Origin of the sequence: Bacillus cereus group sp. MG9 (assembly GCF_040459995.1) — a bacterium.
In the GTDB taxonomy this organism is placed as follows: domain Bacteria; phylum Bacillota; class Bacilli; order Bacillales; family Bacillaceae_G; genus Bacillus_A; species Bacillus_A mycoides.
Genome location: NZ_JARVHC010000001.1, coordinates 2,281,095 through 2,299,049, shown reverse-complemented (window position 1 = coordinate 2,299,049; position 17,955 = coordinate 2,281,095). Strand labels below are relative to the sequence as shown.

Below are 17,955 nucleotides of genomic sequence, written 5' to 3'. Positions count from 1 at the left end.
CCCCTTTATTATGTAGTCTATTTGTTACAGCACTTGTGCTGCTTGTGAAGATAGTAAACGGTACCAATCATCAACAGTTGGACGTTCTGCTAAATCTGCAAAAGTGATTTCTTTCCCTTCGCGGCGCCACTTCTCTACTAAACTCATAATTCTGACCGAATCAAGTCCTCTATTTAATAAGTCTTCATCAACTTCAATACTCTCTACTGGCTCACGGAGTAGTTGTGCAACTAGTTCATGTACTTTCTGTAAAGTGATTCCTTCACTCTCATCGCTTTTTACACTTTGTAAATCTTTTAATAGTAAGTTTGTTGATGTCGTTACTGCACATCTATTTGATGCATACTGCAATGCTTGTTTATGATGCTCTAGCGAAAAATCAGCAACTGCATCTGCTACAAAAAATGGCTCTATACCATCCATAAATGCTTCACAAGCTGTTAAAAGGCAGCCAATATGCGCATAAATACCGCAAATAATAAGTTGATCTCTTCCCTGCTCATTTAAAATTTCTAATAGATTCGTCTTTTTAAATGCACTATATCTCCATTTGGTTAGGAATATATCATCCTCATCTGGAGTAAGCTCATCGACAATTTTCTTTTTATCTGGTCCAGCAGGAATACCGTCACCCCAAAAGTCTTGTAATAACCCTCGTTGTTCTAACGTTTGTCCACCAGGTTGTGCTGTATAAACAACTGGTATACCAAGTTCCTTGCATCTTTCTCTTATCACCTTAATATTTGAAATTAGTTCTACTTTTGGCGATTCTTTATCGCTATATGCATCAAGAAAATATTCTTGCATGTCATGGATTAGAAGAACCGCACGTTTCGGATCTGGCGTCCAATTCACTTTATTTTTTGGTAGTTCTGATTCAATTGGCATTTTATATACTGAAATAGATGGGATAGCCATCTAATCACTTCCTTCCGATTTTTATTATTGTTTTACTGTAATAAGTTTTTCAGCAATGACTTTACGTAATTCTTTTTTGCTTACTTTTCCAACACCTGTTTGTGGGAATGATTCAATAAATTCAATTCGATCTGGAATCTTATAAGCTGCTATACCACGTTCTCTTAAGAACATTTTTAATTCGTTTGCAGTTAGGACTTGTCCACGAGCGATAACAAAAGCGCAAGTGCGTTCTCCTAAATAATCGTCAGGCATAGATACAATTGCTACATCATGTACTGCATCATGTGCTAATAGATGATTTTCAACCTCTTCCGCAGCAACCTTCTCACCGCCACGATTAATTTGATCTTTATCTCTTCCTTCTACAATGATGTAACCTTGTTCATTTACTTTCACAAGATCTCCTGTACGATAAAATCCATCCTTTGTAAATGATCGTGCATTATGCTCTTCCGCTTTATAATAACCACGAATTGTATATGGCCCTCTTGTTAATAAACTTCCTACTTCACCGGGTTTTACATCGTTATCATTTTCATCAACAACCCTTACTTCATCGAATGTAGACATCGGTCTACCTTGCGTATGAATAATGATTTCTTCAGGATCATTTAATCTTGTGTAATTTACTAACCCTTCTGCCATACCGAACACTTGCTGTAACGTACATCCAAATGTAGGGCGAATACGCTTCGCAACTTCGGCACTAAATTTCGCACCTCCTACTTGAATAACTTGCAGGCTCGATAAATCGTTGTTACGGGAAGATGCTGCATCAAGCCAAATCATTGCTAATGGTGGAACGAGCGCTGTAATCGTAACTTTTTCTTTTTCTATAAGAGCAAATGCCTCATCTGGACTACCTCCAGTTGCCAATACTACTTTTCCACCCGCATAAAAAGTTCCAAATGTCCCTGGAGAACTCATCGGGTAATTGTGTGCTACTGGAAGAACTGCCATATAGACACTTTCTGCATTTAAATTACAAATGTCAGCGCTAACACGTAAACTATAAATATAGTCATCATGTGTTCTAGGAATTAATTTAGAAAGTCCTGTCGTCCCTCCTGATAATTGGAGAAACGCAACATCACTTGGCTGAACTTCTGGTAACGGAATCGGATCCATATAAAGATCAGTTATGTTCACGAATTCTTCTTCTTCCCCCACTACGATTACATGTTGTAAAGCGGGAACTTTCTCTTTCACTTCTCTTGCTAGTTTTCGGTAATCAAAGCCGAGAGCCTTATCTGAAATAATGTAAGCACTCGCCTCACCGAACTCGCAAAAATAACTAATTTCACTACTGCGATGAGAAGGTAGTGCAAAAACAGGAAGTGCTCCAATGCGAAATAGCGCAAAGCATATTTCGAAAAACTCTATAATATTAGGCAACTGGATTACAACTCGGTCCTCTTTCTTTATTCCTAAATTCAGTAAACCTGAAGCTAAGCGATCTACCTTTTTATCAAGTTCACTATACGTTATATGCGTATTACTACTTACAACCGCAATTTGATCCCCATATTTTTCAGCGCGTTCTTTTAACATCGAACCAAATGTTTCTCCAAGCCAACACCCTTCTTCTCGATAGCGATTGGCAAATTCTTTTGGCCATTCCGTATAACCTATTAACATTCTTTCTTCCCCCTATTTTTCATTCAGCGCATTATCTCTTAACCCTAAAGCCTTCAACATTGTTTGGAACTTAGCAGATGTTTCTGCTAACTCATCTTCTGGCTTTGATTCAGCAACAACTCCAGCACCTGCATATAAGCGAAGTGTATTCTCTTGCACTTCAGCACAACGAATTGTAACAATCCATTCGCCATCTCCATCTAAATCGCTCCACCCTAACATTCCTGTAAAGAATTCACGGTCAAATGGCTCAATTTTTTGAATAGCCTCTCTCGCTTCTTCCATTGGAGTTCCGCAAACTGCTGGCGTAGGATGAAGAGCAATTGCTAATTCTAAAGAAGACGTATCTGGGTCCTTTAGTTCACCTTTCACTTCCGTAGACAAATGCCACATTGCTTCACTATGAATAACTGAGGGTTTTTCTGGAACATGTAATATATGACAGTAAGGGCGAAGCGCAGCGGCAACCGCTTCAACTACTACCGCATGTTCATGTAAATCTTTTGGAGAAGAAAGTAATTCTTCTGCCCTTCTTTTATCTTCTACTGGATCCTCACTTCGTGGTCTTGAGCCAGCCAACGGATTAGAAATTACTTGCATACCATGACGTGAAACAAGTAATTCAGGACTTGCTCCAATTAACGTCTTACTGTACTCGTTTTCATCTTTCGGCAAATTAACAGCAAATGTGTAGCCGTGCTTATTATGTTCCGCTAATTCACGAAGTAGTTTTTGTTGATCAATTTTCTCGGAAGACTTAACATCCAATGATCTAGATAGAACGATTTTTCTTAAATCTCCGTCCTGAATTTTTGCTATTCCTTGCTTCACACCATCCATATAAACTTCAGGAGCTGGAACCGGTGTCATTTCAAATGTCAGTTTCTCATTTCGTTTTATCTCATTTGTCGTCTCTAACTGTAAACGCTCAGTAATTCTACTATGTTCTGGTACGATAAGTTGAACTTCTTTTCTACGATCAAAGGGCAAAGCACCAACAACGATAGGATTCGGATTTCCGGCTTGTTTTGCATTACTTAATACCGCTTGTACAAGTTCTGGAAAGCTTTCAATTTCACGATGTTTTACTGTAGTAAACTCTCCTTCTGCTAATATTGTTCGAGTTGGTGAAGCAAAAAAGAATGAAGATTCTGTCTTATAATCTTCTAAAAGTTTTTCTGACAGTTCCTTTACGGCTGTAAGTTCATTCATAGTATAATAACCTCCTGAATTTTTTATTAAACTCCTAATGTAGCTCCGCCATCGACACATAAATTGTGCATTGTAATATGACTCGCTTTATCAGAAGCTAAAAACAATACTGCTTCAGCAATTTCTGAAGGTTGTGCAATTTTTTGTAACGGAATACCGAGTCTATATGTATTTTGAGAACCAGCAATTATATTTTCAGCTCCATTCTCATCAGCCCATAGTAATCTTTGCATTTCAGTTTCAGTAGAACCAGGAGAAACTAAGTTGCAGCGAATATTGTATGCTGCAAGCTCTAACCCTAAACACTTCATAAACATTGTCGTTGCGGCTTTTGATGCAGCGTACGCAGCCATTTCCATTCTCGGAGTATTTGCCGCATTTGAACCAACTGTAACAATTGCCCCTGACTTTCTTTGCATCATATGTTTACTTACTGCTCGAGACATATAGAAAACTCCTGTAGAATTTACAGAGAAGGTTTTATTCCAATCTTCATCACTTAAAGAGTGAATTGGTCCCATACGTAATACCCCTGCAACATTTATTAATATATCTATTGGTGCTATATCATTTTCAATACCGTTTACCATATCTTCAACAGCGGTACTATCACTCACATCTAAATGAAATATTTTCATACGTGTTTCATTTAATTCATTTTCATTTAAGAGTACGTTTAACCCCTCTTCATTTTGATCAACCGCAATAACTGTAGCTCCTCTTTCTAAAAACATTTTGGCAACAACACTGCCTATACCTTGAGCTGCACCTGTTACTAAAACCGTTTTTCCATCAAATTCCCCTAAGTTCATTTCCTCTATCCTTTCATTTGAAAATTAATCTAATTAAACAAACAGCGATAATGATAACGATTATCACTATCAATGTAAAAAATAATACACTTACTAAACTAATTGGTCAAGTGTACTTTTCATCAAAATATTATTCATTGATAATGTTTTTCATTTAATATTCTTACATCGAAATGATAATCTTTCTCAATAAACTTGTCAACCTATTTTTATTTTTCAGATAAAATATTTTAGTACTTCTCAATACAATTACATCTAAAAGCATTAATAAGTACTTACATTAAAAAATTTAATTCGTACTCCTCTTTTTAAAATTGAAGAAGATAAACTGTAGATACCTTCATTTACAAAGCCTTACCAAAAACTCAAGTATATATTTTCTCAACATTTTTCTGAAAATATCAAGAAAGTATATCTTGCAATTACCGATGCATGTCGTGTTTATAATTTAAGATTTAATAAGTATTTCGAATATAATATATCAATTTATGATATTCCAATATAATCCAAACGGATACTTTACTCATTTTTTTGCCTCTAGAAAATTCCACATGTTGTAATTCATAAAAAAGCACCCTATTAAATAGGGTGCTTTTTAGTAAACATAGTGTTAAAGAAGATTTATATACTTACGCTACACTGCGATACTCTTCTTCTTTTTCTTTTTTCTGCTTAGGCACTTGGATTAAAAGTGCGATAATAAATGATACGACACATAATACGCCGATCACCATGAAAGTTGGTTTGAATCCACCTAGAACTGCACCGATAAAGGAACCAGCGAGCGCTCCAAATCCAAATCCTTGATACACAATTCCGTAGTTCTTACTATGGTTTTTCATACCGTAGAAATCACCAACGATAGCTGGGAAAATAGTGATATTTCCACCAAAGCAAAACGCTACACTTGCTACACATACGAAGTAGATACCATAATTTAAATCTACGAAACTTAAAACCAAGACTGAAGCTGCCATAACAACAAATGTACCAGTAACGATTTTTAAACGGCCGATTTTATCTGATAACGGCCCTAAAATAATACGACCTAATGTATTGAAGATTGCAACCATAGCCACCGCATTAGCTGCTGTCGCTGCGCTAAGCCCTACAAGTTGAACACCAATGTCTTTTACCATACCAATTAAGTATAAGCCACTCATACATGATGTAAATAACATAATAAATAATAAGTATACTTGTTTTGTGCCTAACATTTCTTTCGTTGTATATTCCTGAGTTTTTGTTTCATGAACTGCTCCTTGATCTGCAGCTTGATGGATTAAACAAGCGCCAAGGACAATCATAGCTGTAACAATTAAACCCCAGTATATAAACGCTTGTGATACACCAACTGATTCAATTAACTGTGCGTTAATATATTTAAAAATTAAGCTACCTGAACCATATGCAGAGACAGAAATACCAGCAATTAAACCTTTACGCTTTGGAAACCACTTTATTAAATTGGATAATGAAGTGATATATGCTGTACCATCTGCATAACCTACAACAACCCCTGCTAGTACATAAAGCAATATTAATGAGGAAGCTTGTGAACTAAGTATTAATCCAATTCCTAATGCTAGTCCAGCTATCATAATAAGTTTACGAAGTCCCCATTTTTCTTGCAATTTACTCGCAAACAAAGTTGAAAACGCTAAAGACAGGCTAGTAATTGAGAAAGTTATAGCAACAGCGTTAAGACTCCAACCGTATTTACTCACTAAGGGCTGATTGAATAAACTCCATGTATATATCGTACCAAGCCCCATTTGTACTATGACTGTTCCAAGGACAACAAGCCATGGATTAACCGATGATTTTTTCATACCATCTCTCCTCCTCTTTCTATTTCAATGCTATTCGCTAAATATGCTTTTTTTATTTTTATTTTCGCCACCTCATTCGACTTAACAACTTCATTGTATAGGATGTTTTCGCTTATGTAAGCACTTACAAGATGGAGCGTCAAAAATATGGAATCAGTTACAGAAAACGAAGGGTGAAATACAAAAAACTACTTGTTAAATACGTAGTAGTTTTTATAATGTTTTACATCAATACGACTTATGTGTGTTTTCATATCCTCTTTTATACAAAGTTATGCGCCCTGTTACACCATGGCTGGACTTCAAAATTTTGATTATCCTATATAAACAAAAAAACACCATATTCTTTTTAACTCCCCAGCTTTATAACATGTTGCGTCTATATTTCTTAATACAAATCATTTAATAGTCTTGTAATCTGGCTTCTCGTTACAATGCTTGTAATCAAAAATCCCACCACTTCCACTTCCGTATATCTTGTTTTTCTAACGGAACATACAAAATTACAACGTTTTTTACAATTTTCTACATAAAAACAGAAAATATATAATTCATTTACATAATGTTGCACTTTAATTTTTATTAAACAACAAATATTTTATTGATAAATAAAACTAAACATTCACTAATATATCTATACGTGGTTTAATATATATAATAAACAAACATTTCTGACTTTTATAAGGAGGTACTATGAAAGCAAACGTAGGCGATACTATACTATTTCAACGAAATAACTTAAAGATCACAGCATCTGTACTAAAACTATACACTGAATCGGTCTTAGTTGAAGTTACAGATGTAAGCGGTGGTACTTTTGAATTTGACCGAACAATTGTAAATCATAAAAACTATAAAATTTTAAATGCAAATAAATAAAACAATACAAAATAGCCCCCGCTTAACAGCGGAGGCTATTTTGTATAATAACAATTCATTAATTTACATATCCTAAAACACTAACAATCTTGCTTGCTTTTAAATTATTAATATAATAATAAATTTCTAACCCTCGTCTCTCAGCTCTTAGCACTTTACCTTTCATTTTTGATAAATGCTGCGAAACAGTCGATTGAGGAATATTTAATATTTCTGTTAATTGTGTTACATTACAAGTTTTGCGTGCACTTAATTCATTTACAATTTGTAATCGTATTGGATGTGCCATTATTTTTAAAATATCCACATCTTCTTCAGTTACTAAACTTTTTTTTATCTCGCTCGTATATGTTGTCATAAGACATTCCCCTTTTATTTGAATTCCTTTTTATTAAAATCTGCTTCTAAATAAAATATTATCTCTAATATACAATTAAGACCCTTATATAGAAATAATAGGATTTCGATTATTTAAAAACAGCAATACTATACAATTTCATCTATTTGGTACATATACATAATACAATTTCAATTTGTGCTCTATGTGAAGTTAGCATAAATTTATAATGAAGATTTTTCAAACAATTCACATCTAACTATATACTTCCTCATAATACTATCCAGTGATTTTAACATATTTTAGGCATTTGTATATACTATTGCAAAACACATTCTTATTGAGGGGGACTTTATATGCCAACACCGTCACAAGAACAAGTTGAAGAAGCTCGTGAAACATATGTCAGTCGTATTATTTTAGTTGGTGGTTCAGCTTTATTTTTAACAGGTGGTGTTATATCTGCAATTTCAGCTTTTAAAAGTTATAACCGTTTGGCAAATACGCCACCTTCTTCAAATGATTCATAATTGCATCATTCATTCCTTTAAATAATAAAGATGCCGCCTCTACTATAGAGACGGCTTTATATAAAAACATTATTAAATTCATTTGAACTTAATTGAAAAAACGTTATAACAATTTGGTACAATGTTCAAAGTAAGGATAGATACTTTCAATTTGACAAGCTTATTTCACCACAAACCTCGTCTGACTACACCCATCCTTCTGCTTCGTTACTTCTAATACAGCTGGCATTGCATTTTTCAGTTCTTGAACGTGTGAAATTACACCGATAAAGCGACCTGATTTTTGCAAGTCGATTAGGGCGTCAACTGCTTTCGTTAATGACTCTTCATCTAATGAGCCGAATCCTTCATCGATAAACATCGTTTCGATGGAAATACCACCCTCATACGCTTGAATTACATCTGCCATTCCAAGTGCTAAGCAAAGTGATGCGTTAAATTTCTCACCGCCAGATAATGTTTTTACATCTCGGGTTTGACCTGTATATGCATCATATACATCTAATCCTAATCCACTTTGTCGATTCCTCTTTTCAACTCGTTCGCTTCGTTTTAAATAAAATTGTCCATTTGATAATTTACGTAGTCGTTCGTTCGCAATTTGAACAATTTGTTCTAAATACTCAATTAAGATGTAACGTTCAAAGGATATACGACTATCGTTATCCCCTTTCATTACTTCATATAAATCAACAAGTTCTTGGAATGCTTTTTCTTCCTCATGAATTTGTTCATCAATTCGTTTAATATTTTCATGTAAATCCGTAATATATGATACGGCGTTTTGAGCACGTTGTCGTTTTTCTTTAATAATATCAAGGCTAATTTCCAATTCTTTCACTTGCTCATCTAATGAAGAAATGTCCATATACTCTTTATCTTTTAAGTCTGCTTTTAATTCTTCAATTTGTTTTGTAAGTACTTCTAGAGATGAGTAATAACTTTGGATTTCTTGTTGTAACTTATCCATCTCAGCATCATTTAATTTGGATTCTTTATATGTTAATTGATCTGTAAATCCGCTTTGTTCTAGCTCTTTCATAAAGCGTGTGAAAGTCTCTTCTTTCTTCTCTTTTGCACTATTAAATTGATTAGAAGCATTATCATGTTCTGCTTGAATACGTATATTTTCATTTTGCCAATGTTGATACGCCTCTTGTACTTTCTCCCATTCATCTTCCATTAACCTAAGTTCTTGCAGAGCTTGGTCAAACTGTACTTTCCAAGCTTGTACCGTTTGCAAGCTTTCCGGAATATTTTGCTTATCATGTTCATATGACGTACGAAGCTGCATACACTCCATTTCAGTACGGTGCTGCACAGTTTCTACTTCACGCTTTTGTTTCTGGAGTTCTTCTACTTTTTCTTCTACGCTTTTTATATTCACAGCAATTTGCTTACGCGTTTCTTCACTTGCTTTTAACGCATTAACTTCTGCTGCTAATTGCTTTCCTTTTTGAACGAGCGCACTATATGTTTCTACTAATTCTTCTGAGCGATAGCCTCGCTTTAGCACTTCTTCTATCACTTGTTCATATTGAACTCGATAGAAATTCCACTTTTCTTCTAATTGAACATGTAATTTTTCCGCAATAGTTTTCTTTTCTCTTAGCTCATTTAACTCTTTTTCATCAATTGCATTACTTTGCTCTGTAGCTTTTTTCGGGTGGTCCATACTACCACATACTGGACAAGATTCACCATCATGTAAATGAAGAGCTAATATACCAGCTTGTTCACTTAACCAGCGGCGTTCCATATTTTCATATGTACTAACTGCCTGTTGCATCTTATGAAACGCACTTTCTTTTTCTAGCTCGTATTTTTGTTTTTCTTGCCATACATCATATGCCTGCTTTAATACTTTTGCATCTTCTCGCATATTCGTTAGTTCTTCTACTTTAGCTACATATTGTTCAAGCGCTGCTTCTAATTGCTGTAATTCGCCAGACATTCTTTGTTTTTCATTTTTATGCGCTTCTAGTTGTTCATCTAACTTTTGCATACCTTCTTTTAATTTTCCTATGTGAATTTCAGCATTTTGCAAATTTAACTTTTTCTCAGCTAATGATGCAATAATTGGCTGTAACTCTTCTAGTCTTTGAACTTGTTTTTTAGCATTTTCTCGCTCGGATGCCTTATTCTTTAATGCTTCATATTTCTCCTGAGCAAGTGCAAAACTGTTCATTATATGCTCTTTTTTTGCGATTATCTGTTTTAACAAACTTTCAGACTGCTGTTCATATTGCATCGCTTCCTCATACCATTGCTCAAATGGTAATAATCGCTTCGCCTGTTCCGCATGTTTAAAAGATTTTTCTTTCATTTCGATTACGGCACGGTTTTCTTGTAAAATACTGTACTTCTCATTCTTTTGTTCTAAATCTTTGAATTTCTCATTTACAGCTTTTGCTGCATGAAAACGTGCCTCTGCTTCTTTTAATTGTTTCGTTTTGTCATTTTGTTCTAAGTGTAATTGCTCAACCTCTGCATTATACCAAATAGTTTCTTGTTCTAATGCCTCTACTACTTGATGTGTATTTACATGCTCTTGCTCCACTAATGTCTCTAATAATGCCCCATCACGTATTGGTAATTTAAATACATTACGGAAATATAGCTCACGTTCTTTTTGTTTTTCTTGTAAGACGTCTTTCCATTGTTTACGCTTTTGATCTAATATCTCACGCATTAATTTATAACGATCTGTTTTAAAAATGCGGCGTAGTATTTCTTCTTTATTTTCCGTTTCAGATGTTAATAATTTTCGGAACTCTCCTTGCGGTAACATGACAATTTGGCTAAATTGATGTTTACTTAATCCAATTAAATCTTCAACTTTTTTATTTACATCCGTTACATGAAAACGATCGACACATGGAACTTTCTCCTCATCAATTACTTCATATAATTCGACTGCATGTCCTGTAATTGTTTTATTTCCTTGTTTTTTATGGCCCAGTTGTCGTTTAATTTCATAACTTTTTCCTTTTAATTGAAAAGTTAATTCCACACTTGTATAAACATCATCATCAGCAAATTGGCTACGAAGCATGTTTGTATCACTGCGCTCTTCTCCACTAGCCTCTCCATATAATACATAACAAATCGCATCAAAAATCGTTGTCTTTCCAGCTCCTGTATTTCCAGAAATAGCGAAAATACGATGCTCACCAAGATCTTTAAAATCGATTACTTCTTTCTGTTTATATGGACCAAACGCGGTCATTATAAGCTGAATCGGTCTCATCCTCGCTCACCTTCCCGTTCTTGCACTGTTTGCAAAACATCTAAAAATAGACGTTCTTTCTCTTCTGATAGATCTAGCCCTTTCATTTCTTTATAAAATGCTTTTAAAAGAGATAAATCATCCGTTTTATGTCTTGAAACAGTTACTTCATTTTCATCTGTGAACTCTCGTCTTTGAATAGATCTTTCAACATGCATTGCATTTGGGTATACAGAACGTATTTTTTCCATTGGCTGCAAGACAGGATTTTCATCTAATAATTTCACAAATACATAATCTTCACTCACTGGATGAAGCAATAAATCGTCTATTTTCGCTTCTACTGTACGCATTTTACGACGTGGTGTAAGTAAACGTTTTTCAATTGTTGTTTCACCTTTTTCATCCAGTTCCACAATATAATATCCTTTTTTATGCTTTTCTTCAGAAATAGAATATGCAAGTGGTGAACCTGAATAACGAATTGTCTCATTACGTACAAAATGCGCTTGATGTAAATGGCCAAGCGCCGTGTAATGAAATTTATCAAAATAATGGCTATTTACATATTCAGCACCACCAATTGAAAGTGGTCGTTCCGCATCACTCGTATTTTCCTCTGCCTCTCCTGAAGAAGTTACAAATGCATGTCCTACAAATATGTGTCTCGCTTCTTTATCCATCGTTTCAGAGAGTTCGTTCATAAAAATACGCATCGCATCATCATGAGAACGAACATCTTCATTTTTCAATATATGTCTAACAATACTTGGATCTGCATACGGAACGAGATGGAAATGAACCTCTCCGTATTCATCATTTAAAACAACAGGATTGTATGGAAACTGGAATTGTCCAACAATATGTAATCCTTGTTTTTTCATTAAATTACTACCAAAATGTATGCGGTCCGGACTATCGTGGTTTCCTGCAACTGCGATTATTGGTGTTTGTAAATCAATAACTATCTTTTGTAATACATCATTTAATAAGTCTACTGCTTCTGTAGGTGGAATTGCTCGGTCATATAAATCTCCTGCAATAATTACAGCATCCGGTTTTTCCTCTTCAACAGCTTGTACAAACTGATCTAACACAATTTTTTGATCTTCAGTCATATATACACCATGAACAAGCTTACCTAAATGCCAATCCGCTGTATGAAAAAACTTCATATTACCCTTCTCCTTTTAGTTTACTGATTGTAGTGAAACAAGCTGATAGTTTAGTGTAGTTTTTCCGTTCTCCCATTCTAACTTTTGGACAATTGCACTACCGATTCTTTCTTCGTTTGATTTATATAAAGGCAATATTTCTTGAATAGTAAATAGATGATAACCATCTAAAATTAATTGAAATAAATTATCTTCTATATGTAATCTTACTTCTTTTTCATTTGAAATAATTTTTGTATGCATCTCAAATTTCATGCTAGATACAACCCCTTTTTTCTAATCTCTACATTTTAATAGTATAGTGGTCATGCAAGATTGACAAGTAAATACACCGCGATGTACATACTTTTTTAATTATAAATATTTTATGTTTTTTTATATGAAATACGGTATGTGAAATTATTAATCTACAAAAATAAAAATGCCCTTTCAGGCATCCTTATTTTTGTAAGTACTCTTTCATAACGTAGTACAATACAGTTATTAGGACAATCGCTACAAAAAACGCAAATACGGCCACAACATACCCATCTTTATTTAATAAAAAGCATATGGAAATAGATATTATAAAAATCGGAAACACGAGACGTACCTTAGCCTTCACTTCTTCTGTCGTATCTGTATGATGAAAATACTGTGTAATTCCTACCATAAGAGATGACAAAATAATAACCGACAATAGTAAAGGTCCTGGCATTCCGATCTCTCCTTTCTCTATTTCTAATTATATACAAACCCCGCGCTCTTTAAAAGTTAGATAATTCAGCCTTTTAACTTTTTCTACATCCACTCTTTAATTTACGCCACGTATACTAACTCAATATAAGTTATACATATAATAGCGCCTTCAACACGACATTTTCAAATGATAGCACTTACAGTAATGTTGTAATATTCCTCTTCATTCTCTGAAATCCTGCAAATATAACTCGTCAAAATATGCGATAAATACTAACACTAAGCACCTAATTTAGACAAAAATTATAGAGGACATTTCAGCATGTATCAAGAAATAAGAATAGAAAGATAAGTAAGGGAGGATTTATAATGACTGAACACGTTTTATTTTCTGTTAGCGAAAACGGCGTTGCATCTATTACTTTAAACCGTCCAAAAGCACTTAATTCTTTATCCTATGACATGTTACAACCAATTGGGCAAAAACTTAAAGAATGGGAGCAAGATGAGCGTATTGAACTCATCGTTTTAAAAGGAGCTGGGACGAAAGGTTTTTGTGCAGGTGGTGATATTAAAACGCTATACGAAGCACGTTCTAACGAAGTTGCATTACAACATGCAGAGCAGTTTTTTGAAGAAGAATATGAAATTGATACATTTATTTATCAATACAAAAAACCAATTATCGCTTGTTTAGATGGAATTGTAATGGGCGGTGGTGTCGGTCTGACAAATGGAGCGACGTATCGAATTGTAACAGAGCGTACGAAGTGGGCAATGCCTGAAATGAACATCGGTTTCTTCCCGGATGTCGGTGCTGCTTATTTCTTAAATAAAGCGCCTGGATATACTGGTCGATATGTTGCTTTAACGGCATCTATTTTAAAAGCTCCTGATGTATTATATATTAACGCTGCTGATTACTTTATGACATCAGATTCATTACCAAATTTCCTTACCGCACTTGAAAATGTAAATTGGAAAAAAGAAGATGTACATACTCATTTAAAAGAAGTTATTCGTACATTTGCAACTGCTCCAAACTTAGATGGCAATCTTTCTTCTTCAGTAGAAGAAATTAATTCGCATTTTGCATTCGATACAATTGAGGGAATCATTCAATCGTTAGAGAAAGATCAAAGTCCATTTGCCCAAACAACGAAAGAAAAGCTATTATCCAAATCCCCTGTTTCATTAAAGGTAACATTAAAACAGTTTATTGATGGCCAAGAAAAGTCAGTTGAAGAATGTTTCGCGACAGATCTTATACTCGCTAAAAACTTCATGCGACATGAAGATTTCTTTGAAGGAGTACGCTCCGTTGTAGTTGATAAAGACCAAAATCCAAATTATAAATATAAACAATTAAGTGATGTTTCAGAAGAAGATGTAAATCGATTCTTTAACTTACTTAACGCTTAAACAAAGAGGCCATATATTGTAGCACACTCTCAGCTACTCTATATTGCCTCTTCTTTTTAGTTAAATAATTTTAAATATAATTTAATTTTATTTAACTAAAATGTATGTTAAACTAACGTTAATCGAATTTTCTAAAAACAAAAAAGGAAGGCGGATAACATTATGGAAAATTTTTTTCTGTTTATTATTATGTCTATATGTCTTATTATTCTACCCGGTCCTGATACAGCAATGGCTACGAAAAACACATTGATTGCCGGCAAAATCGGCGGCGTAAAAACTGTTTTTGGTACTTGTGTTGCGCTTTTAATTCACACTTTAGCTGCTGTAATTGGTCTTTCAGCACTTATTGTAAAGTCTGCTCTTTTATTTTCTATTTTTAAATATGTTGGTGCTGTATATTTAGTCTATATTGGTATTAAAGCCCTTTTAGCAGTAAGAAACACAGAAGACTTCAATACAAATGACGTTCCAATAAATAATGACAATAAACATACTTCTTGCTTTCGCCAAGGGTTTCTTACAAATTTACTAAACCCTAAGATTGCAGTCTTCTTTTTAACTTTTTTACCACAGTTTTTAAATCCAAATCATAATACATTTATACAACTTCTCGTTATGGGACTTACTTATCTCATTTTAACCGTCATTTGGTTTGCTTTTTATATATTTTTAATTGATAAAATTAGTGCTTTTATGAAAAAACCGAAGACACAGCGTTATATTCAAGGGATTACAGGAATCGTCTTAATTGGGTTTGGTATTAAATTAGCCTTTGAAAGAAATAGTTAACACAATACAAACGAAAATACACTACTCCATTATGAGTAGTGTATTTTCGTTTGTATTATTTTTATAATGAGTGGGAATGCACCCCACTCATTATCATTTCACTTTATTAAAACCAGCGCTCAGTTACAACTTTTTTACGTGTATAAAATTGAACGCCATCCGTACCATTTGTACCAAGATCTCCAAAGAATGAAGCTTTGTTTCCTGCAAATGCGAAGAATGCCATTGGTGCTGGAACATTAACGTTTACACCAATCATACCAGCATCAATATTGTCTCGGAATGTTTGTGCATGTTTTCCATTTGATGTATAAATAACAGCACCATTCGCAAATTTCGATTGATTTGTCAGCTTAATACCTTCTTCTAAATCTTTTACTCTTACAATACTTAATACCGGAGCGAAAATTTCATCTTGCCAAATTTTCATTTCTTGATTTACACCATCAAAGATTGTTGCACCAACAAAGTAACCTTCTCCAACTTCTTCATTGATTTTACGGCCATCTACTAGTAAAGTTGCTCCATCTGCTACACCACTATTAATATAGCCTAAAACACGTTCTTTATGAGATTCACGGATTAATGGTCCAACATAATTATCTTCGTTGAAACCGTCACCTACTTTTAACTTCTTCGTTTCCGCTACTAATACATCAATGAATTCATCAGCAATTTCATCAACTACTGCTACTACTGAACATGCCATGCAGCGCTCTCCACTACTTGCGAACGCAGACCCAATTACACCTTGTACTGTTTTTTCAAGATTGCAATCTGGCATTACAATCGCATGATTTTTCGCACCTGCTAACGCTTGTACACGTTTACCATTTTTTGTACCAGTTTCATATACGTAGCGTGCCACTGGCTCAGAGCCAACAAACGAAACTGCTTGAATATCTTTATTTTCTAAAATACTATTTACAACATCTTTTCCGCCTTGTACTAAATTTAATACCCCTTTTGGAAAACCAGCTTCATAGAATAACTCTACAAGTCGCTCAGCTAAAAGTGGCGTTCTTTCAGATGTTTTTAATACGAATGTATTACCGCAAGCAATTGCAAGTGGGAACATCCATAATGGAATCATCATTGGGAAGTTAAACGGTGTAATACCAGCAACAACTCCGATTGGGTAGCGCCAAATCGATCCATCAATTCCACTAGCAATATTCGGAAGGGCTTGTCCCATCATTAAATTTGGTGCTGATGTTGCAAGTTCTACCGCTTCAATACCACGCTGTACTTCACCAGTTGCATCCGTTAGCGTTTTACCGTTTTCTAGCGTAATGATTTTTGCAAGCTCATCTTTATTTTCTTGTAACAGTTGTAGATATTTGTATAGTTGTCTTGAACGATTTGGAACTGGCACTTTAGACCATGTTTTGTATGCCGCTTTTGCCGCTTCAACAGCTTTTTCAACATCTTCTTTTGGAGAAAGTGGAACGTAAGCGATGATTTTTCCAGTTGCCGGATTCGGAACCGCTTCTACTTCCGTACCAGTAGATTCTACCCATTCGCCATTAATATGATTTTTCACTCGTTTAATTTCAGTTGTAATCATTATATTCTCTCCTTTTTTATCATGGTTTTTATAAGTGCACTATTTTTGATTAGAAATTAATTGTTCGCTAACTTTCTTATATAAAGCAGCCATATCGTTTTCACCATATCCTGCCTCACTCGCTTCTTCATATACGTTTAATAGCATCTCACTTACTGGTAAGTGAAGTTCACTTTCTTTAGCTAAATCTACCGCAAATCCTAAATCTTTCTTTAATAAATTTACAGTAAAGCCAGGCTCATAATTTTCTGATGCAATGAAACTTTTATAATTACGCTCATAAATTCTACTTTGACCGTAACTTACATTTAAAATATCAAACATTTTATCTAAATCCATATTGTTCTTTTTCGCTAATGTTAAAGCTTCACTCACACCAGCTGTATAAAAACCAATTAATAGATTGTTAATTAATTTAACAGTTGTACCACTATCAATCCGCTCACTAACATGGAAAACATTCGCTCCAAGTACTTCCATGACAGATTCAGTTTTCTCATACACTTCTTTCGATCCACCAACCATAAACGTTAATGTACGGTTTTCTGCACCAATTACCCCACCGCTAACAGGTGCTGCTAAAAAGTCTACTTTCTTTTCCTTCGCCGATTCCTCTAATTGTTTGTTTAATTGTGGAGATACTGTACTTGTATCAATTAAAGCTACATTCGAGTGGCTATTTTCAAATAATCCTTCTTCCCCAAAATATACCGCTTCAACAGCACGAGGTGATGGTAAGCTTGTAAAAATCACATCGCATGTCTCTGCTAGTTTTGAGATTGATAGGCCGATAATTCCTCCTTCTTTTTCAAAGGAAGCTTCCGCCTCTTTATTCAAGTCCACTCCATATACTGTGTAGCTAGATTTAACTAAATTTTTAGACATTGGAAGACCCATGTTACCTAAACCGATAAAACCAATCTTTTTCATA

16 protein-coding genes are annotated in these 17,955 nt (G+C 34.5%); 4 read left to right on the top strand and 12 right to left on the bottom strand.

Annotation, left to right across the window (positions count from 1 at the left end; genetic code table 11):
* Positions 1-24 precede the first annotated feature (24 nt).
* From QCI77_RS11720 to QCI77_RS11700, 5 genes are all read right to left on the bottom strand, one after another.
* On the bottom strand, positions 25-918 hold the full coding sequence (locus QCI77_RS11720; RefSeq protein ID WP_002012770.1) for an isochorismatase family protein: 894 nt from the start codon (positions 916-918) through the stop codon (positions 25-27).
* 24 nt (positions 919-942) lie between these two features.
* A complete protein-coding gene (locus QCI77_RS11715; protein ID WP_353824941.1) occupies positions 943-2,559 on the bottom strand; it encodes a (2,3-dihydroxybenzoyl)adenylate synthase in 1,617 nt (538 codons plus the stop codon).
* A 12-nt stretch (positions 2,560-2,571) separates the two neighbouring features.
* Positions 2,572-3,771: an isochorismate synthase DhbC gene (gene dhbC / locus QCI77_RS11710; protein WP_088032895.1), complete on the bottom strand. Its 1,200-nt coding sequence runs from the start codon at positions 3,769-3,771 to the stop codon at positions 2,572-2,574.
* A gap of 26 nt (positions 3,772-3,797) precedes the next feature.
* Positions 3,798-4,583, bottom strand: coding sequence for a 2,3-dihydro-2,3-dihydroxybenzoate dehydrogenase (dhbA, locus tag QCI77_RS11705; protein WP_002141680.1), 786 nt, complete (start codon positions 4,581-4,583; stop codon positions 3,798-3,800).
* A 629-nt stretch (positions 4,584-5,212) separates the two neighbouring features.
* Complete coding sequence (locus tag QCI77_RS11700; protein WP_002085734.1) at positions 5,213-6,415, bottom strand: L-lactate MFS transporter; 1,203 nt, start codon at positions 6,413-6,415, stop codon at positions 5,213-5,215.
* A 693-nt stretch (positions 6,416-7,108) separates the two neighbouring features.
* Between QCI77_RS11700 and QCI77_RS11695 the strand changes: the two genes are divergently transcribed.
* Positions 7,109-7,294 (top strand): YkvS family protein, encoded by a 186-nt coding sequence (locus QCI77_RS11695; RefSeq protein WP_002012762.1) that lies wholly within the window; start codon positions 7,109-7,111, stop codon positions 7,292-7,294.
* A 58-nt stretch (positions 7,295-7,352) separates the two neighbouring features.
* Here the strand turns inward: QCI77_RS11695 and QCI77_RS11690 are convergent, their stop codons facing one another.
* Complete coding sequence (locus QCI77_RS11690; protein ID WP_002012759.1) at positions 7,353-7,652, bottom strand: ArsR/SmtB family transcription factor; 300 nt, start codon at positions 7,650-7,652, stop codon at positions 7,353-7,355.
* Positions 7,653-7,987: 335 nt separating this feature from the next.
* Here QCI77_RS11690 and QCI77_RS11685 point away from each other — a divergent pair, with 335 nt between their 5' ends.
* Positions 7,988-8,161: a hypothetical protein gene (locus QCI77_RS11685; protein WP_002157923.1), complete on the top strand. Its 174-nt coding sequence runs from the start codon at positions 7,988-7,990 to the stop codon at positions 8,159-8,161.
* Between the two features lie 160 nt (positions 8,162-8,321).
* Here the strand turns inward: QCI77_RS11685 and QCI77_RS11680 are convergent, their stop codons facing one another.
* From QCI77_RS11680 to QCI77_RS11665, 4 genes are all read right to left on the bottom strand, one after another.
* A complete protein-coding gene (locus tag QCI77_RS11680; protein WP_353824940.1) occupies positions 8,322-11,411 on the bottom strand; it encodes an AAA family ATPase in 3,090 nt (1,029 codons plus the stop codon).
* A complete protein-coding gene (locus QCI77_RS11675) occupies positions 11,408-12,565 on the bottom strand; it encodes an exonuclease SbcCD subunit D (RefSeq protein WP_002012752.1) in 1,158 nt (385 codons plus the stop codon). Before QCI77_RS11675 ends, QCI77_RS11680 begins: the two co-directional genes overlap by 4 nt.
* A gap of 15 nt (positions 12,566-12,580) precedes the next feature.
* Positions 12,581-12,820: a DUF2584 family protein gene (locus QCI77_RS11670; RefSeq protein ID WP_002085739.1), complete on the bottom strand. Its 240-nt coding sequence runs from the start codon at positions 12,818-12,820 to the stop codon at positions 12,581-12,583.
* 184 nt (positions 12,821-13,004) lie between these two features.
* Positions 13,005-13,262, bottom strand: a complete 258-nt coding sequence (locus tag QCI77_RS11665) for a hypothetical protein (protein WP_002012747.1) — start codon at positions 13,260-13,262, stop codon at positions 13,005-13,007.
* A 350-nt stretch (positions 13,263-13,612) separates the two neighbouring features.
* Here QCI77_RS11665 and QCI77_RS11660 point away from each other — a divergent pair, with 350 nt between their 5' ends.
* On the top strand, positions 13,613-14,665 hold the full coding sequence (locus QCI77_RS11660; protein WP_002065275.1) for an enoyl-CoA hydratase/isomerase family protein: 1,053 nt from the start codon (positions 13,613-13,615) through the stop codon (positions 14,663-14,665).
* 159 nt (positions 14,666-14,824) lie between these two features.
* The gene (locus QCI77_RS11655; RefSeq protein ID WP_088032889.1) at positions 14,825-15,457 is read left to right on the top strand and encodes a LysE family translocator; all 633 of its coding nucleotides are present in this window, start codon (positions 14,825-14,827) and stop codon (positions 15,455-15,457) included.
* Positions 15,458-15,563: 106 nt separating this feature from the next.
* Here the strand turns inward: QCI77_RS11655 and QCI77_RS11650 are convergent, their stop codons facing one another.
* Both QCI77_RS11650 and QCI77_RS11645 read right to left on the bottom strand, forming a co-directional pair.
* Positions 15,564-17,024 (bottom strand): CoA-acylating methylmalonate-semialdehyde dehydrogenase, encoded by a 1,461-nt coding sequence (locus tag QCI77_RS11650; protein ID WP_016126890.1) that lies wholly within the window; start codon positions 17,022-17,024, stop codon positions 15,564-15,566.
* Between the two features lie 39 nt (positions 17,025-17,063).
* Positions 17,064-17,954, bottom strand: coding sequence for an NAD(P)-dependent oxidoreductase (locus tag QCI77_RS11645; protein ID WP_353824939.1), 891 nt, complete (start codon positions 17,952-17,954; stop codon positions 17,064-17,066).
* Between the last annotated feature and the right edge of the window lies 1 nt (position 17,955).

Excerpts from the sequence above, each read along its gene's own strand:
- QCI77_RS11720 (WP_002012770.1), bottom strand. The coding sequence starts at position 918 with ATGGCTATCCCATCTATTTCAGTATATAAAATGCCAATTGAATCAGAA.
- QCI77_RS11715 (WP_353824941.1), bottom strand. The coding sequence starts at position 2,559 with ATGTTAATAGGTTATACGGAATGGCCAAAAGAATTTGCCAATCGCTAT.
- dhbC (WP_088032895.1), bottom strand. The coding sequence starts at position 3,771 with ATGAATGAACTTACAGCCGTAAAGGAACTGTCAGAAAAACTTTTAGAA.
- dhbA (WP_002141680.1), bottom strand. The coding sequence starts at position 4,583 with ATGAACTTAGGGGAATTTGATGGAAAAACGGTTTTAGTAACAGGTGCA.
- QCI77_RS11700 (WP_002085734.1), bottom strand. The coding sequence starts at position 6,415 with ATGAAAAAATCATCGGTTAATCCATGGCTTGTTGTCCTTGGAACAGTC.
- QCI77_RS11695 (WP_002012762.1), top strand. The coding sequence starts at position 7,109 with ATGAAAGCAAACGTAGGCGATACTATACTATTTCAACGAAATAACTTA.
- QCI77_RS11690 (WP_002012759.1), bottom strand. The coding sequence starts at position 7,652 with ATGACAACATATACGAGCGAGATAAAAAAAAGTTTAGTAACTGAAGAA.
- QCI77_RS11685 (WP_002157923.1), top strand. The coding sequence starts at position 7,988 with ATGCCAACACCGTCACAAGAACAAGTTGAAGAAGCTCGTGAAACATAT.
- QCI77_RS11680 (WP_353824940.1), bottom strand. The coding sequence starts at position 11,411 with ATGAGACCGATTCAGCTTATAATGACCGCGTTTGGTCCATATAAACAG.
- QCI77_RS11675 (WP_002012752.1), bottom strand. The coding sequence starts at position 12,565 with ATGAAGTTTTTTCATACAGCGGATTGGCATTTAGGTAAGCTTGTTCAT.
- QCI77_RS11670 (WP_002085739.1), bottom strand. The coding sequence starts at position 12,820 with ATGAAATTTGAGATGCATACAAAAATTATTTCAAATGAAAAAGAAGTA.
- QCI77_RS11665 (WP_002012747.1), bottom strand. The coding sequence starts at position 13,262 with ATGCCAGGACCTTTACTATTGTCGGTTATTATTTTGTCATCTCTTATG.
- QCI77_RS11660 (WP_002065275.1), top strand. The coding sequence starts at position 13,613 with ATGACTGAACACGTTTTATTTTCTGTTAGCGAAAACGGCGTTGCATCT.
- QCI77_RS11650 (WP_016126890.1), bottom strand. The coding sequence starts at position 17,024 with ATGATTACAACTGAAATTAAACGAGTGAAAAATCATATTAATGGCGAA.
- QCI77_RS11645 (WP_353824939.1), bottom strand. The coding sequence starts at position 17,954 with ATGAAAAAGATTGGTTTTATCGGTTTAGGTAACATGGGTCTTCCAATG.